18 protein-coding genes are annotated in these 18,782 nt (G+C 43.2%); 11 read left to right on the top strand and 7 right to left on the bottom strand.

Annotated elements, in window-relative coordinates:
• Nucleotides 1–24: 24 nt before the first annotated feature.
• Both B9T34_RS00460 and B9T34_RS00455 read left to right on the top strand, forming a co-directional pair.
• Nucleotides 25–1,047, top strand: a complete 1,023-nt coding sequence (locus tag B9T34_RS00460; protein WP_086211207.1) for a type I glyceraldehyde-3-phosphate dehydrogenase — start codon at nucleotides 25–27, stop codon at nucleotides 1,045–1,047.
• A 186-nt stretch (nucleotides 1,048–1,233) separates the two neighbouring features.
• The gene (locus tag B9T34_RS00455) at nucleotides 1,234–1,536 is read left to right on the top strand and encodes a hypothetical protein (RefSeq protein ID WP_086211631.1); all 303 of its coding nucleotides are present in this window, start codon (nucleotides 1,234–1,236) and stop codon (nucleotides 1,534–1,536) included.
• Nucleotides 1,537–1,671: 135 nt separating this feature from the next.
• On the opposite strand, the gene B9T34_RS00450 is transcribed toward B9T34_RS00455, so the two are convergent.
• Both B9T34_RS00450 and B9T34_RS00445 read right to left on the bottom strand, forming a co-directional pair.
• Nucleotides 1,672–1,971, bottom strand: a complete 300-nt coding sequence (locus tag B9T34_RS00450; RefSeq protein WP_086211206.1) for an AzlD family protein — start codon at nucleotides 1,969–1,971, stop codon at nucleotides 1,672–1,674.
• The gene (locus B9T34_RS00445; protein ID WP_086211205.1) at nucleotides 1,968–2,714 is read right to left on the bottom strand and encodes an AzlC family ABC transporter permease; all 747 of its coding nucleotides are present in this window, start codon (nucleotides 2,712–2,714) and stop codon (nucleotides 1,968–1,970) included. Before B9T34_RS00445 ends, B9T34_RS00450 begins: the two co-directional genes overlap by 4 nt.
• A 147-nt stretch (nucleotides 2,715–2,861) precedes the next feature.
• On the opposite strand from B9T34_RS00445, the gene B9T34_RS00440 reads away from it, so the two are divergent.
• Nucleotides 2,862–3,317, top strand: a complete 456-nt coding sequence (locus tag B9T34_RS00440) for an Lrp/AsnC family transcriptional regulator (protein ID WP_086211204.1) — start codon at nucleotides 2,862–2,864, stop codon at nucleotides 3,315–3,317.
• Nucleotides 3,318–3,382: 65 nt separating this feature from the next.
• Here B9T34_RS00440 and B9T34_RS00435 read toward each other — a convergent pair whose 3' ends face one another.
• Nucleotides 3,383–3,898, bottom strand: coding sequence for a hypothetical protein (locus tag B9T34_RS00435; protein WP_086211203.1), 516 nt, complete (start codon nucleotides 3,896–3,898; stop codon nucleotides 3,383–3,385).
• Between the two features lie 416 nt (nucleotides 3,899–4,314).
• On the opposite strand from B9T34_RS00435, the gene B9T34_RS00430 reads away from it, so the two are divergent.
• From B9T34_RS00430 to B9T34_RS00415, 4 genes are all read left to right on the top strand, one after another.
• Nucleotides 4,315–5,481, top strand: coding sequence for an ATP phosphoribosyltransferase regulatory subunit (locus tag B9T34_RS00430; RefSeq protein ID WP_086211202.1), 1,167 nt, complete (start codon nucleotides 4,315–4,317; stop codon nucleotides 5,479–5,481).
• Nucleotides 5,482–5,565: 84 nt separating this feature from the next.
• A complete protein-coding gene (locus B9T34_RS00425) occupies nucleotides 5,566–6,885 on the top strand; it encodes an adenylosuccinate synthase (protein ID WP_086211201.1) in 1,320 nt (439 codons plus the stop codon).
• 152 nt (nucleotides 6,886–7,037) lie between these two features.
• Entirely contained in the window at nucleotides 7,038–7,346 is a 309-nt protein-coding gene (locus B9T34_RS00420; protein WP_086211200.1) for a hypothetical protein, read from the top strand.
• 114 nt (nucleotides 7,347–7,460) lie between these two features.
• The gene (locus B9T34_RS00415) at nucleotides 7,461–8,234 is read left to right on the top strand and encodes a M48 family metallopeptidase (protein WP_086211199.1); all 774 of its coding nucleotides are present in this window, start codon (nucleotides 7,461–7,463) and stop codon (nucleotides 8,232–8,234) included.
• A 57-nt stretch (nucleotides 8,235–8,291) separates the two neighbouring features.
• On the opposite strand, the gene B9T34_RS00410 is transcribed toward B9T34_RS00415, so the two are convergent.
• From B9T34_RS00410 to B9T34_RS00395, 4 genes are all read right to left on the bottom strand, one after another.
• Nucleotides 8,292–9,320, bottom strand: a complete 1,029-nt coding sequence (locus tag B9T34_RS00410) for a hypothetical protein (protein ID WP_086211198.1) — start codon at nucleotides 9,318–9,320, stop codon at nucleotides 8,292–8,294.
• Nucleotides 9,321–9,423: 103 nt separating this feature from the next.
• Complete coding sequence (locus tag B9T34_RS00405) at nucleotides 9,424–9,906, bottom strand: FKBP-type peptidyl-prolyl cis-trans isomerase (RefSeq protein ID WP_086211197.1); 483 nt, start codon at nucleotides 9,904–9,906, stop codon at nucleotides 9,424–9,426.
• Between the two features lie 135 nt (nucleotides 9,907–10,041).
• Nucleotides 10,042–11,343: an NAD(P)/FAD-dependent oxidoreductase gene (locus B9T34_RS00400; protein ID WP_086211196.1), complete on the bottom strand. Its 1,302-nt coding sequence runs from the start codon at nucleotides 11,341–11,343 to the stop codon at nucleotides 10,042–10,044.
• Between the two features lie 141 nt (nucleotides 11,344–11,484).
• Nucleotides 11,485–12,795 carry a D-alanyl-D-alanine carboxypeptidase PBP6B gene (locus B9T34_RS00395; RefSeq protein ID WP_086211195.1) on the bottom strand — a complete coding sequence of 437 codons (1,311 nt, stop codon included), beginning with the start codon at nucleotides 12,793–12,795 and terminating at the stop codon, nucleotides 11,485–11,487.
• Nucleotides 12,796–12,972: 177 nt separating this feature from the next.
• Between B9T34_RS00395 and B9T34_RS00390 the strand changes: the two genes are divergently transcribed.
• The 4 genes from B9T34_RS00390 (at nucleotide 12,973) to codA (ending at nucleotide 18,700) form a co-directional block, all read left to right on the top strand.
• Nucleotides 12,973–14,676 carry a M61 family metallopeptidase gene (locus B9T34_RS00390; RefSeq protein WP_086211194.1) on the top strand — a complete coding sequence of 568 codons (1,704 nt, stop codon included), beginning with the start codon at nucleotides 12,973–12,975 and terminating at the stop codon, nucleotides 14,674–14,676.
• A gap of 220 nt (nucleotides 14,677–14,896) precedes the next feature.
• Nucleotides 14,897–16,183 carry a cytosine permease gene (codB, locus tag B9T34_RS00385; RefSeq protein ID WP_228147379.1) on the top strand — a complete coding sequence of 429 codons (1,287 nt, stop codon included), beginning with the start codon at nucleotides 14,897–14,899 and terminating at the stop codon, nucleotides 16,181–16,183.
• A gap of 3 nt (nucleotides 16,184–16,186) precedes the next feature.
• On the top strand, nucleotides 16,187–17,398 hold the full coding sequence (locus B9T34_RS00380; protein ID WP_086211193.1) for a PucR family transcriptional regulator: 1,212 nt from the start codon (nucleotides 16,187–16,189) through the stop codon (nucleotides 17,396–17,398).
• Nucleotides 17,399–17,428: 30 nt separating this feature from the next.
• Nucleotides 17,429–18,700 (top strand): cytosine deaminase, encoded by a 1,272-nt coding sequence (gene codA, locus B9T34_RS00375; RefSeq protein ID WP_086211192.1) that lies wholly within the window; start codon nucleotides 17,429–17,431, stop codon nucleotides 18,698–18,700.
• Nucleotides 18,701–18,782: the final 82 nt, after the last annotated feature.

Genomic DNA, 18,782 nt, shown 5'->3' with positions numbered 1-18,782 from the left:
TTGTTTCAAAATGAAGGATAAGTCATGCAGCAAGTGGCAATCAATGGATTTGGCCGAATTGGGCGCAATGTGCTTCGCGCATGGTTTGAAAATCCAAAACAATTTCATTTTGAAATTATTGCCATTAACGATATTGCAGACATTGAAACTTTACTGCATTTGTTTAAGTACGATTCAACGCATGGCCGGTTTCATGGCGAAGTGCATATTGAAGCGGAAAACGGCAAGCAATATATAAGCATACAGGCTGGTGAAACAGCGCTGCGGGTGCAAGTCTTGCGCAGTGCAGAGCCAGTTTTACTGCCATGGCATGCTTTAAATGTTGATGTGGTTCTTGAGTGCACAGGTTTATTTCGCTCGCGTGAAGCAGCAACTCAGCATATTCATGCAGGGGCAAAGCGTGTGATTATTGGCGCTGCGCCATTTGATAGTGTGGATGCCGCCATTGTGTATGGCGTCAATCATCATGAAGTAAAAACGTCTGATCAAATTATTTCCAGTGTGTCTTGTACGACACAGGCTTTAGTGCCGTTGGTTAAAATTATTGATGATGCGTTTGGCATAGAATCTGCACTGATGACAGAAATTCATGCGGTGACTGCAGATCAATCTGTTTTAGATCACGCGCATCGTGACTTGCGTCGAGCAAGAGCTTCTGGTCAGAATATTATTCCAACCACATCATCTGCATTAGGTGCATTAAAGCAAGTCATGCCGAAAATGGAAAACCGGATTGATGGCTATTCTATACGTGTACCGACCATTAATGTGGCAGCCATTGACCTGACCTTTATTGCGCAATCTCCAATTACAACGCACAAAGTAAATGAAGTGCTGGTGAAGTCTGCAGCGCATGACTATGCCTCTATTATGTCTGTGACCGATGAACCGTTGGTATCCAGTGACTTTAATCATTCACCTTATTCTTTAATTGTGGATTTAAGCCAGACCATGACAGTCGGGCGCCAAGCCAAAGTCTATGCTTGGTATGACAATGAATGGGGCTATGCCAACCGTTTATTAGATTTATGTGAGTCCTTTACTTAAAAATTTAAAGCGCCTGAAGGCGCTTTTTAAATACCTATTCTAAGTGGTGATTTTGCAATGAAGCGGTTATTGAGCGCTTAAAAAGCATCTTTGATCGTAAAAACGGTGAAATCGCTGTTTTTTATCAAAAATGTCTCTTTAAAATAGGTAAGATGCACACAAGGAATGATTAAAAGAGCAAAACTGATGATCTTATTGTGGGGATTTATTTTTTTACTGTCGCTGGCTGTTATTTTTCTGATTTGGCTGCAATTCAAAAATCAGGATGACAACGCAGAAGTTCAAGCCAATTTGCATTTGGAAGAAAAAATTGTGCATCTGGAAGCCAATCTGAAAAAGACGCTGGAAATTATGCAGGATTTGGCTAAAAAGATGCACGTTCAGCAAGAGGCGATGGATCAGACCTCACATAAACTGCAGCAGGTCGAACTGCAGAATGCTGAGCTGGTAAATTTGCTCGCCAAGGTTGTGGCGCCTAAGCAAGATTAAGCGGATCTTCAGATTTTTCATTTCAGTGATATTTAGATTGTATAAAAAGGCCCTTTTATGAAAGGGCTTTTTTATAGTTTTTTTTAAGCAAAGCGCCTAATTGCTACTATTTAAACGCCTTGGATAAGTTTGGAATTACACCAGAACGAGCCTTAAACAGGCGGCTGAGGCCATGCTGATTGCAACGGTAGGCAGCAGCGAAAAACGTGAAGCTGCCAGCAGGGTAATCACAATAGCAATCAGATCTGCTGGATTATCTTTAACAAAATACGGTGCAATTACAGAAATGAGCACGCAGCCGGGGACAACTTCTAAAATCTGCCGCTGTTTATTGTTGAGCGTTTTATTTTTCAGCAGTACGTAGCCGAGGATGCGGGTTAAGTAAGTGGTGGCTGCAATAAATAAAATGGCAATAAGTGTCGGTGTATGAATCATGCCTCATCTCCGATGAGGAAAAAAGCAGAAACAATGCCGCTGACTGCACCTATGGGCACATACCAGCCAGATGGAAGATACAAATAAGCCAAAGCGGCAGTGACTAAGCTGACCAGCCAAGGGCGCGCGGCGCGAATTCCTTTCCACATGCTGCGCAGCAGGACTAAAAATACTGCGGGAAAGGCCATATCAAACCCGAAGCGCTGAACATCACCTAGCACAGGGCCTATGGCAGCGCCTAAATAAGTAAACCCCACCCACATGAAATACAGCGCAAAGCATAGTCCTGCATAGTACATCATGCTGAAAGCGCGCAGCATGCCTACAAGATGCTGCTTTTTTTGCGCATCCGCCAGACTCAGCGCCCAGCTTTCATCACACATAAAGAACAAGGCGCTGTACGCAGTCCGATTGGGCAAATGGCGTAAATATGGCGCTAAACTGGCGCCCATCAGTAAATGCCGGCTATTGACCAAAAAGGTAATAAAAACCAGCATGATGATATTGGGCGGATTGGTCCACACTTCTAAAATGGCAAATTCAGAACCGCCAGCAAAGTTTAATCCTGTCAGCAGGGGCACTTCTAAAGTAGAAAATCCTTTTTGCGCGGCTTGAGCGCCAAGTACTAAAGCAAAAGGAATAATGCCCAGCAGCAAGGGGATTGAAGTTTTCAGACCGCGTTTAAATTCTGCATATTTATCTGTGGTTTGAATATCCGCAGCAGCTGTCCGAAAACTTAACATGAGCTTTGCCAATCCGAAAAATAGTGAAGGCATTATTTTAGAGCAAGGTATTTGGCATTGGGCATTTAATTTGCCTGATATGCTTGTATTTTTGGCATTATATTTTATAAATTAAGATAAAGTTGAAATAGGATGCTGCAATAATAAATGGATCAGATAGATAAGAAGATACTTGGTGAGATTCAGCGCAATGGAAAGCTGCAGAATGTTGAGTTGGCGCAAATGGTCGGTCTGTCTCCATCACCGTGTTTACGCCGTGTTAAGCAGCTGGAAGATGACGGCATTATTGAAAAGTATGTCGCGCTATTGAATCCCCATAAAGTGAATTTGGGTTTAACAGTCTTTGCGCGAATCTGGCTGAAAGGGCAGGATGAAAAAACCGTGAATGCCTTTGTAGATGCCATTCAGCAATTGGATGAAGTCGTAGAGTGTCAGCTCATGGCTGGTGATTGTGATTTTTTCCTGCGCATTATGGTGGCAGATTTAGATGCTTATCGGCAATTTCAAATTCATCGCTTAAATAAGATTAGCAGCATTCAAAATGTGAAAACTGAAATTCCGCTGCAAAAAATAAAGCAAACTACAGAACTGCCGATCTTGTAACAGAGCATTGTTATTAACAAAATTATTGGGTCAGAAGCGCAGGTCCTGCACTTCTGACCAGTATGTTATTCAGTTTCTTCGTTTAAAAAGCCTTCTTTAATTTTTTCAGGCAAACCTGCATGCCACCAGCTGTAGATGTTCGCTTTGATTTCTTCATCTTCTTCAGGGTCATTGAATGGTTCATCATCTTCCCTGATAAGTTCATCGCCTTCAAATTTGAACCAAAATTCCCAAGGGTCATCATCACCGCAGCCCCAGGCCTGAACATGAATATCTGGCACTAGCGCCTTAAGAAAAAATAAAATTGCTTCTATAAATTCATCGCCAGATGAGCCGTGTACAAAATGTGCAATTGAAAAGCCTTCAATGGGATAAAGCAGTTCCGGGCCTAAATCAAATTCAATATTGTCGACAGTATCTAAAATGTCTCTGGCTAATTCAGCGCCATTTTCTGGGTTGATGCCGCAGGCCAAAGCAATGAATTTATCTGCATCACCGCGGTGTTCCTGAAATAATTGGTCTAATTTTGACATGACTTGAGCATTCGCATGCCGGTAATACAGGTTGCTGTGCAATTCCATTTAGTTTCCCCTAGAATAAAACCTTCAGATACAGCATCTTTTCAATTTTGGTTTTTACTTATTGTTGATGCTAAATTGAACAGAAGTATATGTGAATCTGTGGTTTGTACAAGATGCTCATTTATTGGAATTAATTAATAAAATATTATTTTAAATGATTTTATTCAATGATTTGTCGCTGTATTCTGCAGTATGATGCCTGTGTTTAATTTATGCCCGAAAGCTTTGCATGCTATTGATGCCGCAGCCGCATTTGTAGCACATTGCTGAACATATTGTTTTAAGGCAATAAGCAAAAATTCGTAAATTGGCTGATGCATGGCTAAATTGAACGTGATACACTATGAGAAATCGGGTGTGTTCCCGATTTTTTTATGCGGATTACTTCCGCGCTGACAAGTATTTAGGTTTACAACATGCCCATTTCAGAGACATGGTTATTACCTGATGGTGTAGCTGATGTATTACCAGAACAGGCGCAAGTAATTGAAGCTTTGCGCCGTAAAGCATTAGATTTCCTCGCATCTCGAGGTTATCAGCTGGTGTACACGCCATTTATCGAATACATCGAATCTCTTTCTTCTCTCTCAGAATCGAATCAAGATTTAGACTTAGCCACTTTTAAAGTGATCGACCAGCTTTCTGGGCGTTTGCTTGGTGTGCGTGCCGATATGACACCGCAAGTGGCCCGTATCGATGCGCATGTACATCCAGTCGAAGGCGTAGCGCGTTATTGCTATGCTGGCACTGTTTTGCACACCAAGCCACAGGGTTTTAACACTACACGCGCTCCATTGCAGCTAGGCGCAGAATTATTTGGTTCAGACAGTATTGATGCCGACGTAGAAATGGTCGATGTTATGCTGAGCTTAATTCAAACTGCAGGTTTGTCTGAGGGCATCCATTTAGATTTAGGCCATGTAGGACTGTTCCGCAGTCTGGTGAAACATGCAGGCTTATCTAAAGCAGTAGAACGTCAGCTTTCCGATCTGTATCAGCGTAAAGCCTTGCCTGAACTGGCTGAATTTACACAAGAATTAAAATTTGGCTCAGATTTTTATAATCTTGGCCGATATTCAAGTGATTTAGATGCGCTGCAAGCCAACTTAAGCGCTGAAATTTTTGCAGATGCTGAGTTCAAGCAGGCATTTAATGCTGTGAAGCAAACTCAGTCAGAAATTCAAGCGCGCTGGCCAGACCTGCTGATTGGTATTGATGTCGTAGAATTGCGTTCATACCATTATCACACAGGTCTGATGTATGCCGTATATGCACCAAACCGTGCGGCTCCGCTGGCTCAAGGCGGACGTTATGACGGGATTGGCGAACACTTTGGACGTGCGCGTCCAGCGACAGGTTTCTCGTGTGACTTATATGCGCTGTGTGCAGGTCAGTTCACACAAATTCAAAAAGTTGTTGCGCCTAAAGGCACAGACAAAGCATTGCTGGATGCAATTGCAGATGTCCGTGCACAAGGCTTAAGTGTAATTCAGTTATTAGGCAATGATGATTTAAACTCTGTGCCGAATGCGACGCACCAGCTGGTGAATGCAGCAGGCGAGTGGAAAGTCGAAGCGGTTTAATCGAATCAGTTTAATGGCAAAGCCAAATGTTCATGTCATTTGGCGATGCTTTCAATTTTAACAGCATGATGTAATGAGGCTATTATGGGCAAGAATGTTGTGGTACTTGGTACCCAATGGGGCGACGAAGGTAAAGGCAAGATCGTCGACCTGCTCACAGATCAAGCGACTGCGGTAGTTCGTTATCAAGGCGGACATAACGCAGGTCATACTCTCGTGGTTGGTGGTAAGAAAACTGTATTACACCTCATTCCATCTGGTATTTTACGTGAAAACGTACTGTGCTTAATTGGTAATGGTGTTGTACTTTCACCAGAAGCGCTAATTAAAGAGATGGACATTCTTGAGAAAGAAGGCGTGCCTGTTAAAGAGCGCCTGCGTATTTCTCCAAACTGTCCGTTGATTCTGCCGCATCACATTGCGCTTGACCAAGCGCGTGAGATCAAACGCGGTAATGCGAAAATTGGTACAACTGGCCGCGGCATTGGCCCTGCGTACGAAGATAAAGTTGCACGCCGTGCAATTCGCGTAGCTGACTTGGTTCGCGGCGGCGAGCATCTTAAAGCGCAGCTGGAAGAGCTTCTTGAATACCATAACTTCCAATTGACTCAATTCTTCGGTGTTGAAGCAGTTAAAGTTGAAGACGTTCTAGCGCTTTGCGACGAATGGCGTAAAGTTGTTGCACCAATGGTTATTGATGTCACTGGTGAACTTCATGCTTACCGTAAAGCTGGCAAAAAAATCATGTTTGAAGGCGCGCAAGGTTCACTTCTTGACGTTGACCATGGTACATATCCGTATGTAACGTCTTCAAATACAACTGCTGGCGGCGTAAGCTCTGGTTCAGGCCTTGGTCCTTTGCACCTTGACTATGTACTGGGTATTACTAAAGCGTACACGACTCGTGTAGGTGCTGGTCCTTTCCCTACTGAACTTGTTTACGATGCAGCTAACGATGTTGGTGATGCAATTGGTAAACACTTGGGTACTATTGGTTCAGAATTTGGCGCGTCAACTGGCCGTCAGCGCCGCTGTGGCTGGTTTGATGCTGAAATCCTGCGCCGTTCTGTAGAAGTGAACTCACTTTCTGGTATTTGCTTAACTAAGCTAGACGTTCTTGACGGCTTAGAAGAAGTGAAAATCTGTGTGGGCTATGAAGCTGCAGATTCAGGCTGTGTGGGTTCTTCTGATGCGCTTGCATTTGAAACTTTAAAGCCAATCTACGAAACTATGCCGGGCTGGTCTGAGTCAACTTTCGGCGCGAAATCTATGGATCAGTTACCGCAAGCAGCGATTAACTATGTGAAACGTATTGAGCAATTGATTGAATGCCCAATTGATATCGTTTCAACAGGTCCAGATCGTGATGAAACAATTGTTTTACGTCATCCTTTCGATGCTTAATCGCTCAGAAATATGACTGAAAAGCTCCGCTAAATGCGGGGCTTTTTTTATGCGGATTTAATCATGTTCAAGACTAAAGTTGCAGTGAGGCTGGCTGTACAGCCGCAGGGGAATTGCTAAAATGCAGTTTAGATTAAACAAGGTGCTGCAGGATGCAGAAATATATTTCTGGAACAATCTTTTATTCACTTCTATTTGCAATGGGCGGTGCGCCGACCATTGCCATGATGATTATCCGTGCGCAAACACAGAATCCAGAAATTATCTATAACGCATTGATTGGGCTTTCGGTCATTATTGCCTGTATTTTGGTGCCGCTCATCCTTATTCAAAATGCTTTTTTATTTTTTAAGCGGAAAAGCGAGGCGGTTGAGGCGAAAGTTGAACCTTTATGCAAGGTTTATCTGTTTTTAAATGCGGGCTGTTTGATTTACTGGCTGTATATTCAGTTTATAGGTTAAATTATTTTACATAAATCCTATGATAATATGCTTTAACTTCATTCAACCTCCTAAATTTTAAGAATATAATTGCTCCATTCGAGTTAGCTAATTTTGGGTTTGGAGTTTGGAATAATGAATAAAAATATATTGATGAGTTTGTGCGCAGCAGGTGCTGTGACTCTTTCTGGCTGTACCACCATTGCTGATATGGCTGGTGCAGATACTGCAACTTTAAATGCATCAGCAACTCAAGGTTTTAATAAAACAGTAACAGAGGCACGCAGTAACAACACATTAGATACATCTTCGGCGACATATAAGCGTATCAACACTGTATTTATCAAACTGAAGCCATATGCAGACCAAATGAACCAAACAGGCGCGAAGTTTAATTGGCAGCTGGCAGTGTTGAAGTCTGATCAGGTGAATGCTTATGTAGCGCCAGGCGGCAAGGTTGTATTTTATACAGGTATTGTCAATAAGCTGAATTTGACTGATGCGGAAATTGCAGCAGTGATGGGGCATGAAATGGTGCATGCTTTAGAAGAGCACGCTAAGAATAAAGTAGGCGCGCAAGCGTTGACTGATCTTGCCTTAGGCATTGGCCTAAGCGCAGCAGGTGTTGGGCAGACTGGTACTGCAGCGGCTCAGCTTGGCAGTCAAATTGGGATCGGCTTGCCGTATTCACGGAGCTTAGAAAGCCGCGCTGACCAAGGCGGTTTGATGCTGATGGCGCGCGGCGGCTACAATCCTCAGGCAGCAATCACACTTTGGGAAAAAATGAATAAGCTTGAAGGTTCAGGCGGCACGTCATTCTTATCAACGCATCCTTCAAATACGCAGCGTATTGAAGCAATGCGTAAAAACTTGCCTGCCGCGCAGCAGATTTATAATCAGCGCAAATAATGGTTGCAGTGGAGAAAAGCAGGGCATAGGCCCTGCTTTTTTTTGACTAAAATACAATTATTGGCATAAAGGTTTGAGTTCACGCTTGCTGATTTTTCTCATTGCGGCGGTTTCTTTCAGATCAACAGGCATGGCTTGCAAGTTTTTTTGATAAATCTGGAAAATGGTGCAATTCCATTCATTCAGCTTTTGATTAGGTTCTTTCCATTCATAAGCAGGCCATTTCAGCTGTTTGCTAATGGCATTTGAGGACCTTTCCAAATCCTGCAAAAATTTAAGCGCGAAACCCGTTCCATACCAAACTTGATCTTTAAATACAGCTTCGCCATTGATGTATTTTCTTGAGGTTAATTGTACAGGCAGTTTTAAGACATCACTTTGATCAATATAAAACAGCCTGCGCCACATTGGGTTATAGTCTTTGTCAAATATCTGCTTTTGCAGCTGTTTTGTATTTTGCGGCAATGCTTCCAGTCTTTGGGTTTGAGTATTTATATCGACTCGCAAGGCGCGTTCCGCCCAATTGGCCATACTTTCCAAATACCATTTATTTTTAAATTGGCTGTAACCGTATTGGTATAAATGAAAAAGCTCATGTGTCACCGTGGTCCAGTAAGCGCCTGGAAAATCAGGAATGCTATTGGATATGCTCATGGGCAGAGAGCAGGGCATGTTTTTAATGGCTGGAATTGCACTGTGTTTAGCAGCGACTTCATAAGCAATACCATTGCCAGACAGCTTTTGCACATATATGGCTATGGCTTTCACATGCTGATAGCGCGGGCTTTTTAAAGGGTGGCGTAATCCTGCAAGGCTGAATGCATCGCGTGATGCTTGTGCTTGTATGGCAATATTTTCAATCACATCAGGCACTTTATTTTTGTTGATATCTCTCGTATCTACTGGTGTATTGGGATTATTGGGCAGATCAGAGTAATACACATAAAATTCATCCAGCTGGTAGACTTTATTGAAACCTGCAGACCATTTTGTTCTATTAATGGCGCAGTCTTCATCTGCTGCCAAACTGTAGGATGATGCGCTAAAGGCAAGCATTGAAAGAGATGACAGTGTGAATAATTTCATTATTTTTAGAGTAATTTAAGAAGTTTATCTTTCCTATAAATAACGTAAAAAATAAAAAAGGCAAAGTAAAACTTTGCCTTTTTGCACTTTAGATCAAAATATCTTAGTGGTGGTGGCCGCCTGCACCGTGTACGTGACCGTGATCTAATTCTTCTTGAGAAGGTTCACGGATCTCAACGATTTCAACTTCGAAAGTCAAATCTTGACCAGCAAGCGGGAAGTTAGCATCAACAACAATGTTGTCGCCTTCCACAGCTTTAACAGTAACAATTTGCACGCCGTCATCTGTTTGAGCTTGGAACTGCATGCCAGCTTGGATGTTGTCTACGCCTTGGAACATTTGAGCTGGAACTTCTTGAACTAGGTCTGGGTTATATTCGCCATAACCTTCAGCAGCAGGAACAGTTACAGTGAATTTTTCACCAACAGTTTTGCCCAATAATGCTTTTTCTAGGCCAGGGATGATATTGCCTGCACCGTGCAAATAGGCAAGTGGTTCACCTTGAGATTGGTCAAGTTTCTCACCTTCAGCATTAGTCAATGTGTAGTGGAAAGACACCACAAGGTTATTTGCAATAGCAGTCATGTTATTGATCCATTCAAATTTTTAAGGGTACATCATAAAGTGAATTTGCATTTTTGTAGACTAATAGTTACTAAAAAAATGCAAAGCATATTATAGATGATGGTTGTTTCATTAATAGGGATGAATTTCAAAAATTCAATGCAATTTTATTTTAGGTGAGATTTTTCTGCTCACAAAATCCTTGGCAGTGAGCAAACCTGCATGTGCATAACCGTAAATTGATGCCTGATGCATACGGTATAAAGACACATACATGGATTTTGCAACAATACCTTGCACGTTTACTTGTCCTAATAATTCGCCAACGGCTTTATTTTTACTTAATGAGACCAATGAGCCTTTATCTGAGAAAACAAACATCGGCAGCTGTTGTCCGCGCAAGCGTAGTTTTAATGCTTCTGCCAAAAAAGCGGCCTGCTGGCTTGCGACTTGCGCACGGGGGCCAAGGACAGGTTCGTTGGCGCGAGGCTGGCAATGCGCGCAGTCACCAAATGCAAAAATATTGGGATCAGCCTTGGTCTGCAGTGTCGCATAGACTTCAACTCGTCCCATACGGTCTTTGGCAAAGCCTTCTAAGTTAGCGATAACAGGCGGGACTTTAATGCCAGCTGCCCAAACTTTGAGTTCCGCATCAATGCTGCTGCCGTCATTAAAATAGATTTTATCCGCATCCACTTTTTCCACACGCTGAGCTGTTAAAACATTAATATTCATTTGTTCGAGCTGGCGATGCGCATGTTCAGCAACATTTTCAGGCAAAGCGGGCAGGATGCGTTCAGCGCCTTCAATTAATGTGATTTTTACATTTTGCTGCTGTAATTTGTTTAAGCCATATTTATTGAAATTCTGTTTGGCTTCAGTCAGCTCTGCGGCAAGCTCTACGCCTGTCGCCCCTGCACCAATAATGCCGATATTCAGCTGGCGCTGCTCCTTGCTGTTTTGCGCATCTAAATACAGATGCAGCAGATCTTGCTGAAAAACCTCAGCCTGCTGAAGACTGTCCAGGTAGTGGCAATGTTCAACAACACCTGCTGTGTTAAAATCATTAGAAACTGATCCAACGGCTAAAATAAGCGTGTCGTACTCCAATTCGAAGGTTTCTGCGCCAGTATTGTATTTACTCAATTGTGTTTTACTGATCAAGATTTTTTTTTCGGCAGCAATGACATTTTCCAAACAGCCTAAAACAAATTCATAATGATGCTTGGCTGCATGGGCATAATAATTGGTCGCTTCGTCATGAATATTCATGGTGCCGGCCGCAATTTCGTGAAGCAGGGGTTTCCAGACATGATTCAGTTTCATATCCACTAAAGTAATCTGCGCTTTGCCTGACTTGCCAAGGCTGTCGCCGAGTTGTGTAACCAGCTCTAAACCGCCTGCACCGCCGCCGACGATGACAATTCTGTGCATTTCACTCTTTTTATGCTGAGTCATGAAATTGCCTATTTTTTGTTGTAAAAAAAGAAGATGGCAGGAGTATGCCATCTTCTTTTGAGTGCGATGAATACATTGTCTTACAAGTTACACAATGTCATCGCAAGGAAACGCATGCATTTCATGCGCTTCAGTAAATGTTTAATTTAAAGGATAAGTTTTTACAGCACCTGCATCGGAAGAAAGCAGACCGAACAAGCTTTTAACCCAGTAAAAAAAACGCTGCAATACATTGGCTTCTTCAATATTCACATCATCTTCTAAATTGATGCTGTTGATGAGCTGGTCATTTTGATACACATTGACTGTGACCAAATTCATGACCTGAGTTAAAGGTGCAGTCAGCAGTTTTTCATTCACTTCCACTTTCATGCGTGTCTCTGTCTGCTGCAGCGGTTCAATACTGTGAATCATGCCATCGCCTGTATTGAGCATAATGCGCTGATGCGGCTGATCAAAAGTATTCATATCAATAGTTTGAGCTGGATCAAACAGCGAAGTGGTAATGATTTGCGGCGCTTTGGTTTCCACCTTGAACATTTTGAGTGTTGATTTAATGACAGGTAGTTCTGCAATCAGCTGTTTGTCTTTAATCGCGACTTCATTGCGGGTGTAGGCATAAGCCAGATTCATGAGTTTATGTGCAACTTCTGCGCGCTTCACACCGCTTTTTGCACCCATCACCACCACGATTAAGCGGCGGTCATCTTGATTGTACAGGCCAGTAGGGCGTTTTGCAGTCAGGGCGAGGTTAAAACCTGCCGCTTTGGTATAGCCCGTTTTTAAACCGTCTACAGAAGGGTCCTGTTTCAGCAATATATTGGTTGCACGGTGAAAGTGCTTATTGTAGCTGAAGCTGGTTTGTTTGGAATAAGTAAGATAATCCGGCGTTTCCTGAACCAGCGCACGGCCTAAACGGGACAAGTCCGCTGCTGATGAATAATGCTCAGGCATAGTAATGCCTGCTGGATTTTGGAAATGTGTATCTTGCATGCCCAGCGCTTTGGCTTCTTTATTCATGCGTTCTACAAACTGAGGAATGCCGCCAGAAATTTTTTCAGCCAGTGTGACCGCAGCATCATTGGCAGACATGACAATCAGGCCAGCCAGCAAGTGATCAACGGTAATTTGTTCACCTTGCTTGAGGTACATTTGTGATTCATCCCATTGGACGATGTTGACCACTGGGGTTGCAGTTAGAACTTCATTTTTATCTAAACGGCCTGCTTGTATTTCCTTTAAAGCAATATAGGCCACCATCATTTTTGTTAGAGAAGCGGGTGCGCGCTGTACATGGCTATTATGTTCAGCGATGACCTGTCCAGATTGCGGATCTAGAATGGTCCAAGCTTCAGCTTCTACAGTTTCTGGATTGATGTTGAGCAGTGCAGCGTTTGCTATCGTGGAACATAAAGCGCATAGCGCCACGATAAAGTAGATCACGTGTTTCAATGAAGTTCCTTAAGAGCCATCCCTAGGCTGAAAGTACGAAAAATTTAAAGAATGCTATGCCTTTTTTTTTCTGATAGCTAGTGAAAATTGAAGACAATTGCAGCAGCTCTGCATCGTTCAGTCAAAAAATGTTAAGCTTATTGTCAAGTTACCTTTTTTTATTTTGTATTGCCCATTATGCTGCATTATCAAATCGAATTTGACGATTATCGTCAGCACCTTATTCATGTCACTGCGCGCTTCCTAGCAGACCCTACGCAAGTACTTTCACTTCCTGCTTGGATTCCTGGAAGCTATTTAATTCGTGAATTTTCTAAGCATATTGAAGCTGTGCGCGCCTACGATGAAGATGGCCGCCTTTTGCAGATTGATAAGTTTGAAAAGAATAAATGGCGATTATTCAATACCGATCATGAACTGATTACGGTTGAATATGATGTTTATGCCTATGATTTGTCTGTACGCGGCGCTTATGTCGATCAAAGCCGTTTATATGTCAATCCAGCCTGCGCATGTTTGGGTTTGGCGGGTCAGGAAGATAAAGAAATTGAAGTTGAAGTTTTCCTTCCAGATGAATTGAAGCATTTCCAAATCGCGACGGGCTTGACTGTGAAAAGCTTAGTGAAAGGCCGCTATACTCTATATGCGGATAACTATGCACAGCTGATTGATTCACCGTTTGAGCTGGCGGATCAAAGCCGTTTCAGTTTTGAAGCCAACGGCATTCCGCATGAATTTGTGCTGTCAGGCAAACACGCGATGAATGCGCAGCGCATGCAGCAGGACATTGAAAAAATCTGCAGTACTGAAATTTCAATGTTTGGTTCGGCGCCATTCAAAGGCTATACCTTCATGACCATGGCGACAGGCAGCAGCTATGGCGGTTTGGAACATCCAAACAGCACCAGCTTGATCACACCGCGTGATGACTTGCCGAAAGCAGATGAGCCAGAAGAGCCGTCTAAGGATTATCAGCGTTTCTTAGGTCTTTGCAGCCACGAATATTTCCATTCATGGTTAGTGAAATTTATCCGCCCAGAAAACTTTGTAAATTATGATCTGAACAAAGAAGGCTATACTTCCTTGCTTTGGATCTTTGAAGGATTCACATCGTATTACGATGATTTGATCTTGCTGCGCAGCGGCGTGATTAATCAGGGCTCTTATCTTGCGTTGCTGAAAGCGCAGATTGACCGCTATTTGCAAAATCCTGGGCGTTTTGTGCAGTCTGTCTCTGAATCAAGTTTTGATGCATGGGTGAAGTTCTACCGTCAGGATGAAAACTCAAATAATGCAGGTACGAGCTACTATAACAAAGGCTGTTTAGTTGCATTGTGTTTAGACCTAGGCTTACGCCTGCGCGGTTCTAGCCTTGATGCCTTAATGCGTAAGCTGTATGAAAATGCGCAAAATGGGATTCAAGTCAATGAGCGTACAATTTTCAATTTATGCAATGAATTGACGGGTGATGATTGGTTAGAGCAAATCAATCACTTGATTAATACCACTGATGAATTGCCGCTGGATCAGCTGTTCCCAGAGTTTGGCTTAAGTTATATTCTAAAAAATGACAAATCATTGCCATTTGGCTTGAAATTGGCCGACACGCCAGAAGGCGTTCTAGTGCAATCTACCCGCCGTGATGGCGCCGCAGCAAAAGCTGGATTGTCTGCGAATGATGTGATTATTGCGATTGATGGTTTAAAAGCGACAGTTAAATTGGCAGAAAAATATGCCAAGCAAGATGGCAGTTATACAGTGCTGGCATTCCGCCGTGATGAATTGATGAGTTTTGACCTTAAAGCTGCAGGCTCAGATTTGACTGAAGTGGAGCTGAAAGTGGAAGATCAAGCTAAAGCTGAAAAATGGTTGAAAGCCTAATTTAAGCTATACCTGAATAATTGAGAAAAAGGATGCTTAGGCATCCTTTTTTTTGCACAGCATTGGGTGCATTGCTTGATTTTCATGCACAGTTTTATGGCGATAGAATGAAGTTAAATATAAAAAATATATGCATAGTGCACATATAATAGAAGAAAAATAATGCAATTTAAGAATAATTAAACTAGGCACAGCTCTTGCAATTGAGGCGTATTCCTTAATGAATTATTTGCAGGGTGCGCTTATGAATGAACATGATGAAAGCCCGCTGGCCGAAACACCGGAAACGCAGCGGAAAGGGTTCTTGCCTATCGCTTTGGTGCTGTTCAGTTTTACATTTTTTACTGGAACCATGTTTGCTGGCGGCAAAATTGGCGTGGCCTTTGAATTTATCGATATCTTATGGATAACCGCCATTGGCAATTTACTGCTGGCGCTGTATGCCGCATCACTGGGTCTAATTTCTGCACGCAGCGGCTTGAATACCGTACTTATGGGGCGTTTCTGCTTTGGCAATTTAGGCAGTAAATTATCCGACTTTTTATTGGGTTTTGCAGAGCTGGGCTGGTTTGCATGGGGAACAGCAACGTTAGCCATTTCCTTAGCCAAAATTATTCATCTGCCTGAAGCTTGGAATATCCCATTGATGGTGCTGTTTGGTTTGGGCTTTTCCATTACCGCACTCATTGGCTTTAAAGGTTTGGAATATCTTTCCCGAGTATCTATTCCCTTAATGTTCCTTTTATTGCTGGGTTCAATTTATTTGGCGACCAAAGAAATTGGCGGCTGGGTAGGTTTAAACAGTGTTAAGCCAACAGAAAGCTTGACCTATGCCACTGCAATCACCATGGTCTTTGGTACTTTTGCCAGCGGTGCAACGCAAATTACCAATTGGACACGTATGGCAAAAAGCAGCCGCATAGCCATCTGGGCTTGCCTAATCAGTTTTGTCATTGGCAATGGCTTGATGGTGTTGGCAGGCGCGTGGATGGCCGTTGTTTATCAGCAATCAGATATTGTGGAAGTATTGATACTTCAAGGCCTGTCCGTCGCAGCCATTATTATGCTGTGCCTGAATTTATGGACGATTCAAGGGCCTACCATCTATAACGTTTCTGCAGCGGCCTGCCACTTGGTTCGCAGTGAGCGCCGTAAAACTATGGTGATCATTTCTGCGGTGATTGGCATTATTCTGGCAGTTTTGGGTATGTATGAGCTGCTGATTCCATTTTTACTGCTGCTGGGTGCAATTATTCCGCCTGTGGGTGGCGTGATTATGGCGGACTATTGGGTGCGCTATAAAGGGCAGTATCCGCGCTTGGCCGATGCGCAATTGCCGAATTTTAATTGGGTAGGTTTAATCGCTTATACCTTGGGGGCAGTTTGCGCGTATACATCGCCATGGATTGCGCCAATTGTCGGAATTGCTGTGGCATTTACCTGCTATTCCGTACTGAATGCGCTCTTTCCAGTCAAGCAGGCTGTATTACAGCAGGCGGCGGAGTAAGCCATGAGCATGAGCGTGCAAGATGTGCTTGATCTGCCAGCCCTGTATGAAATGAAACTGCGGGCAGGGCAGCGCAATGTGCATAAAACCGTCCGCTGGTTTTATGTGGCGGAAAATGAAGGCATTGCAGACTGGATTGAAGGCGGTGAGCTGGTTTTTGTCACAGGCATTAATTATGTAAGGGATGAAAACAACCTGCTGGCCTTGCTGGAGCAGGCTTCACTGCGCAATGTTTCTGGCTTGGTGGTCATGACAGGTGAAAAATATATTCATGACATTCCGCCTAGCGTGATTCAGCGCGCAGAAGAATTGCAGCTGCCTTTAATTGAGCATCCTTACAGTCTGAAAATGATTGAAGTCACGCACATCATTGGCACACGCTTGGTTCAGCTTTCACAAGTGAAAAAATCTGCACAGGATGTGCTGACACAGCTATTGATGGGAGATTATCCCTCTTTAGAAACCATACAGCTGAGAGCCAAACATTTGGATCTGCCCGTCTTGGGCAATCATGCCATCGCGGTATTCAAGCTGAGCAATATGCAGGCTTTGTTTCAATGCAGTGAAAAATCTCAGGAATCACAGCTGTACCAGCTGAAGCAGCAATGTTATGAACTGCTAGACAACTGGTGCAAGCAGCATCAGCAGGTTTTTCCAGTTATCCGTCAAGGCGATCAATTTACCGCAGTGCTGAGTTTAGATCAGTACAGCCTTGAAGATTGGATGAAAGCATTATCCAGCCTCATTGAACACATGAACACTTTAGATGCTGAGTTAAAAATCTTTGCAGGACTGTCTAATGAGGTGAATTCCGCCGTAGCTTTTCAGCGCGGTTTTTGGGAAGCCTCACAGGCGCAGGATATTGCCTTGGATGTGCAGGCGGAAAATGGTGTTTGCCTGTACAGAGATTTGGGCATTCTCAAGCTGCTGAAAGCCATTCCAAATAAAACCGTGATTCAGCAGTTTATGCAGGAAACCGTCGGCATGTTGTTGCTGAGTGATAAAAAGCATCCTTATCTGCTGCTGGAAACGCTGGATGCCGTATTAAAAGAAAACGGCAACTTGGCGGCATCGGCGCAGCGTTTAGGCATTCACCGCAATACTTTAAATCAGCGCATTCAAAAAATTGAAAGCTTAACAGGTCAGGTCATTAGCCATGCCAATTTTCGGCTGAATGCATCCGTTGCATTGCTGATTTGGCACATGACCCACTAATTTATATAGATTGAAATAGGAAATACAGAAATGAATACAGCAAGCACGAAAGTGATTAATGCAAAACTACGCCATAAAGAGGGACTGTATACAGTCGCTTATAGCAATGGAAAATTTGACCATATAGAGCTGCAAAATAGCCTATTGTCAAGCGATGCGCCGCAAAGTGAGACCTCTAAGGTAATTGATGCCAAACAGCAACTGCTTATGGCGCCAATGATCGATTCGCATATTCACCTTGATGCCGTACTGACAGCAGGGGAGCCGGAATGGAATATGTCGGGTACGCTGTTTGAAGGTATCGAGCGCTGGGGACAGCGTAAAGAAACCATTACTTTTGAAGATACAAAACTGCGTGCTAAAAAAACCGTGGATATGCTGGTGGCGCATGGCATACAGCATGTGCGTACTCATGTGGATGTCACAGATCCCACGCTCACTGCGTTGCATGCCATGCTTGAAGTGAAAGAAGAAATTAAACATAAAGTCAATCTGCAGATTGTGGCCTTTCCGCAAGAAGGAATTGAATCTTATAAAAATGGCCGCGGTTTGATGGAAGAAGCAGTCAAGCTGGGTGCAGATGTCGTTGGCGGTATTCCGCACTTTGAATACACCCGCGAAAAAGGGGTGAGCTCAGTACATTTTTTGATGGATTTGGCTGAAAAATATGACCGCTTGGTGGATGTGCATTGCGATGAAATTGATGATCCGGCATCGCGCTTTTTAGAAGTTCTCGCCGATGAAGCACAGGTGCGCGGCATGGGGCAGCGTGTCACAGCAAGCCATACCACAGCAATGGGTTCTTATGATAATGCCTACTGCTATAAGCTGTTCCGTTTATTGAAACGTTCAAAGATTAATTTTATTTCCTGCCCAACCGAAAGTATTCATTTGCAGGGCCGTTTTGATACTTATCCTAAACGCCGTGGATTAACCCGTGTTGCAGAAATTGACCGTGCTGGCATGAATATCAGTTTTGCTCAGGATTCAATCCGTGACCCGTGGTACCCAGTGGGTAATGGCAATATTCTGCGCATTTTGGATGCGGGTCTGCATATATGCCATATGCTGGGCTATGAAGATTTGCAGCGCTGCTTAGACTTTGTATCAGACAATTCTGCGAAAACACTGTGCTTAGGTGATCAATACGGGATAGAAGTTGGCCGTCCTGCAAGTTTTATTATTTTACCGGGGCAGAATGATTATGATGTTGTGGCGAATCAAGCCAAAGCGGTGCTAAGTGTGCGTAATGGTGAAGTGATTATGCGCCGTCAGGAAGAGCAAGTAGAGTTATTTTCTTAATTTGAAATACCTGTAAATTTCAGGTAAAACCCATACTTAAGTATGGGTTTTTATTTAGAGGTATTGATGTTTTAAAACCTCT

Source organism: Acinetobacter sp. ANC 3813, from assembly GCF_002135435.1.
Lineage (GTDB): Bacteria > Pseudomonadota > Gammaproteobacteria > Pseudomonadales > Moraxellaceae > Acinetobacter.
This window is presented reverse-complemented; position numbering and strand designations above follow the sequence as displayed.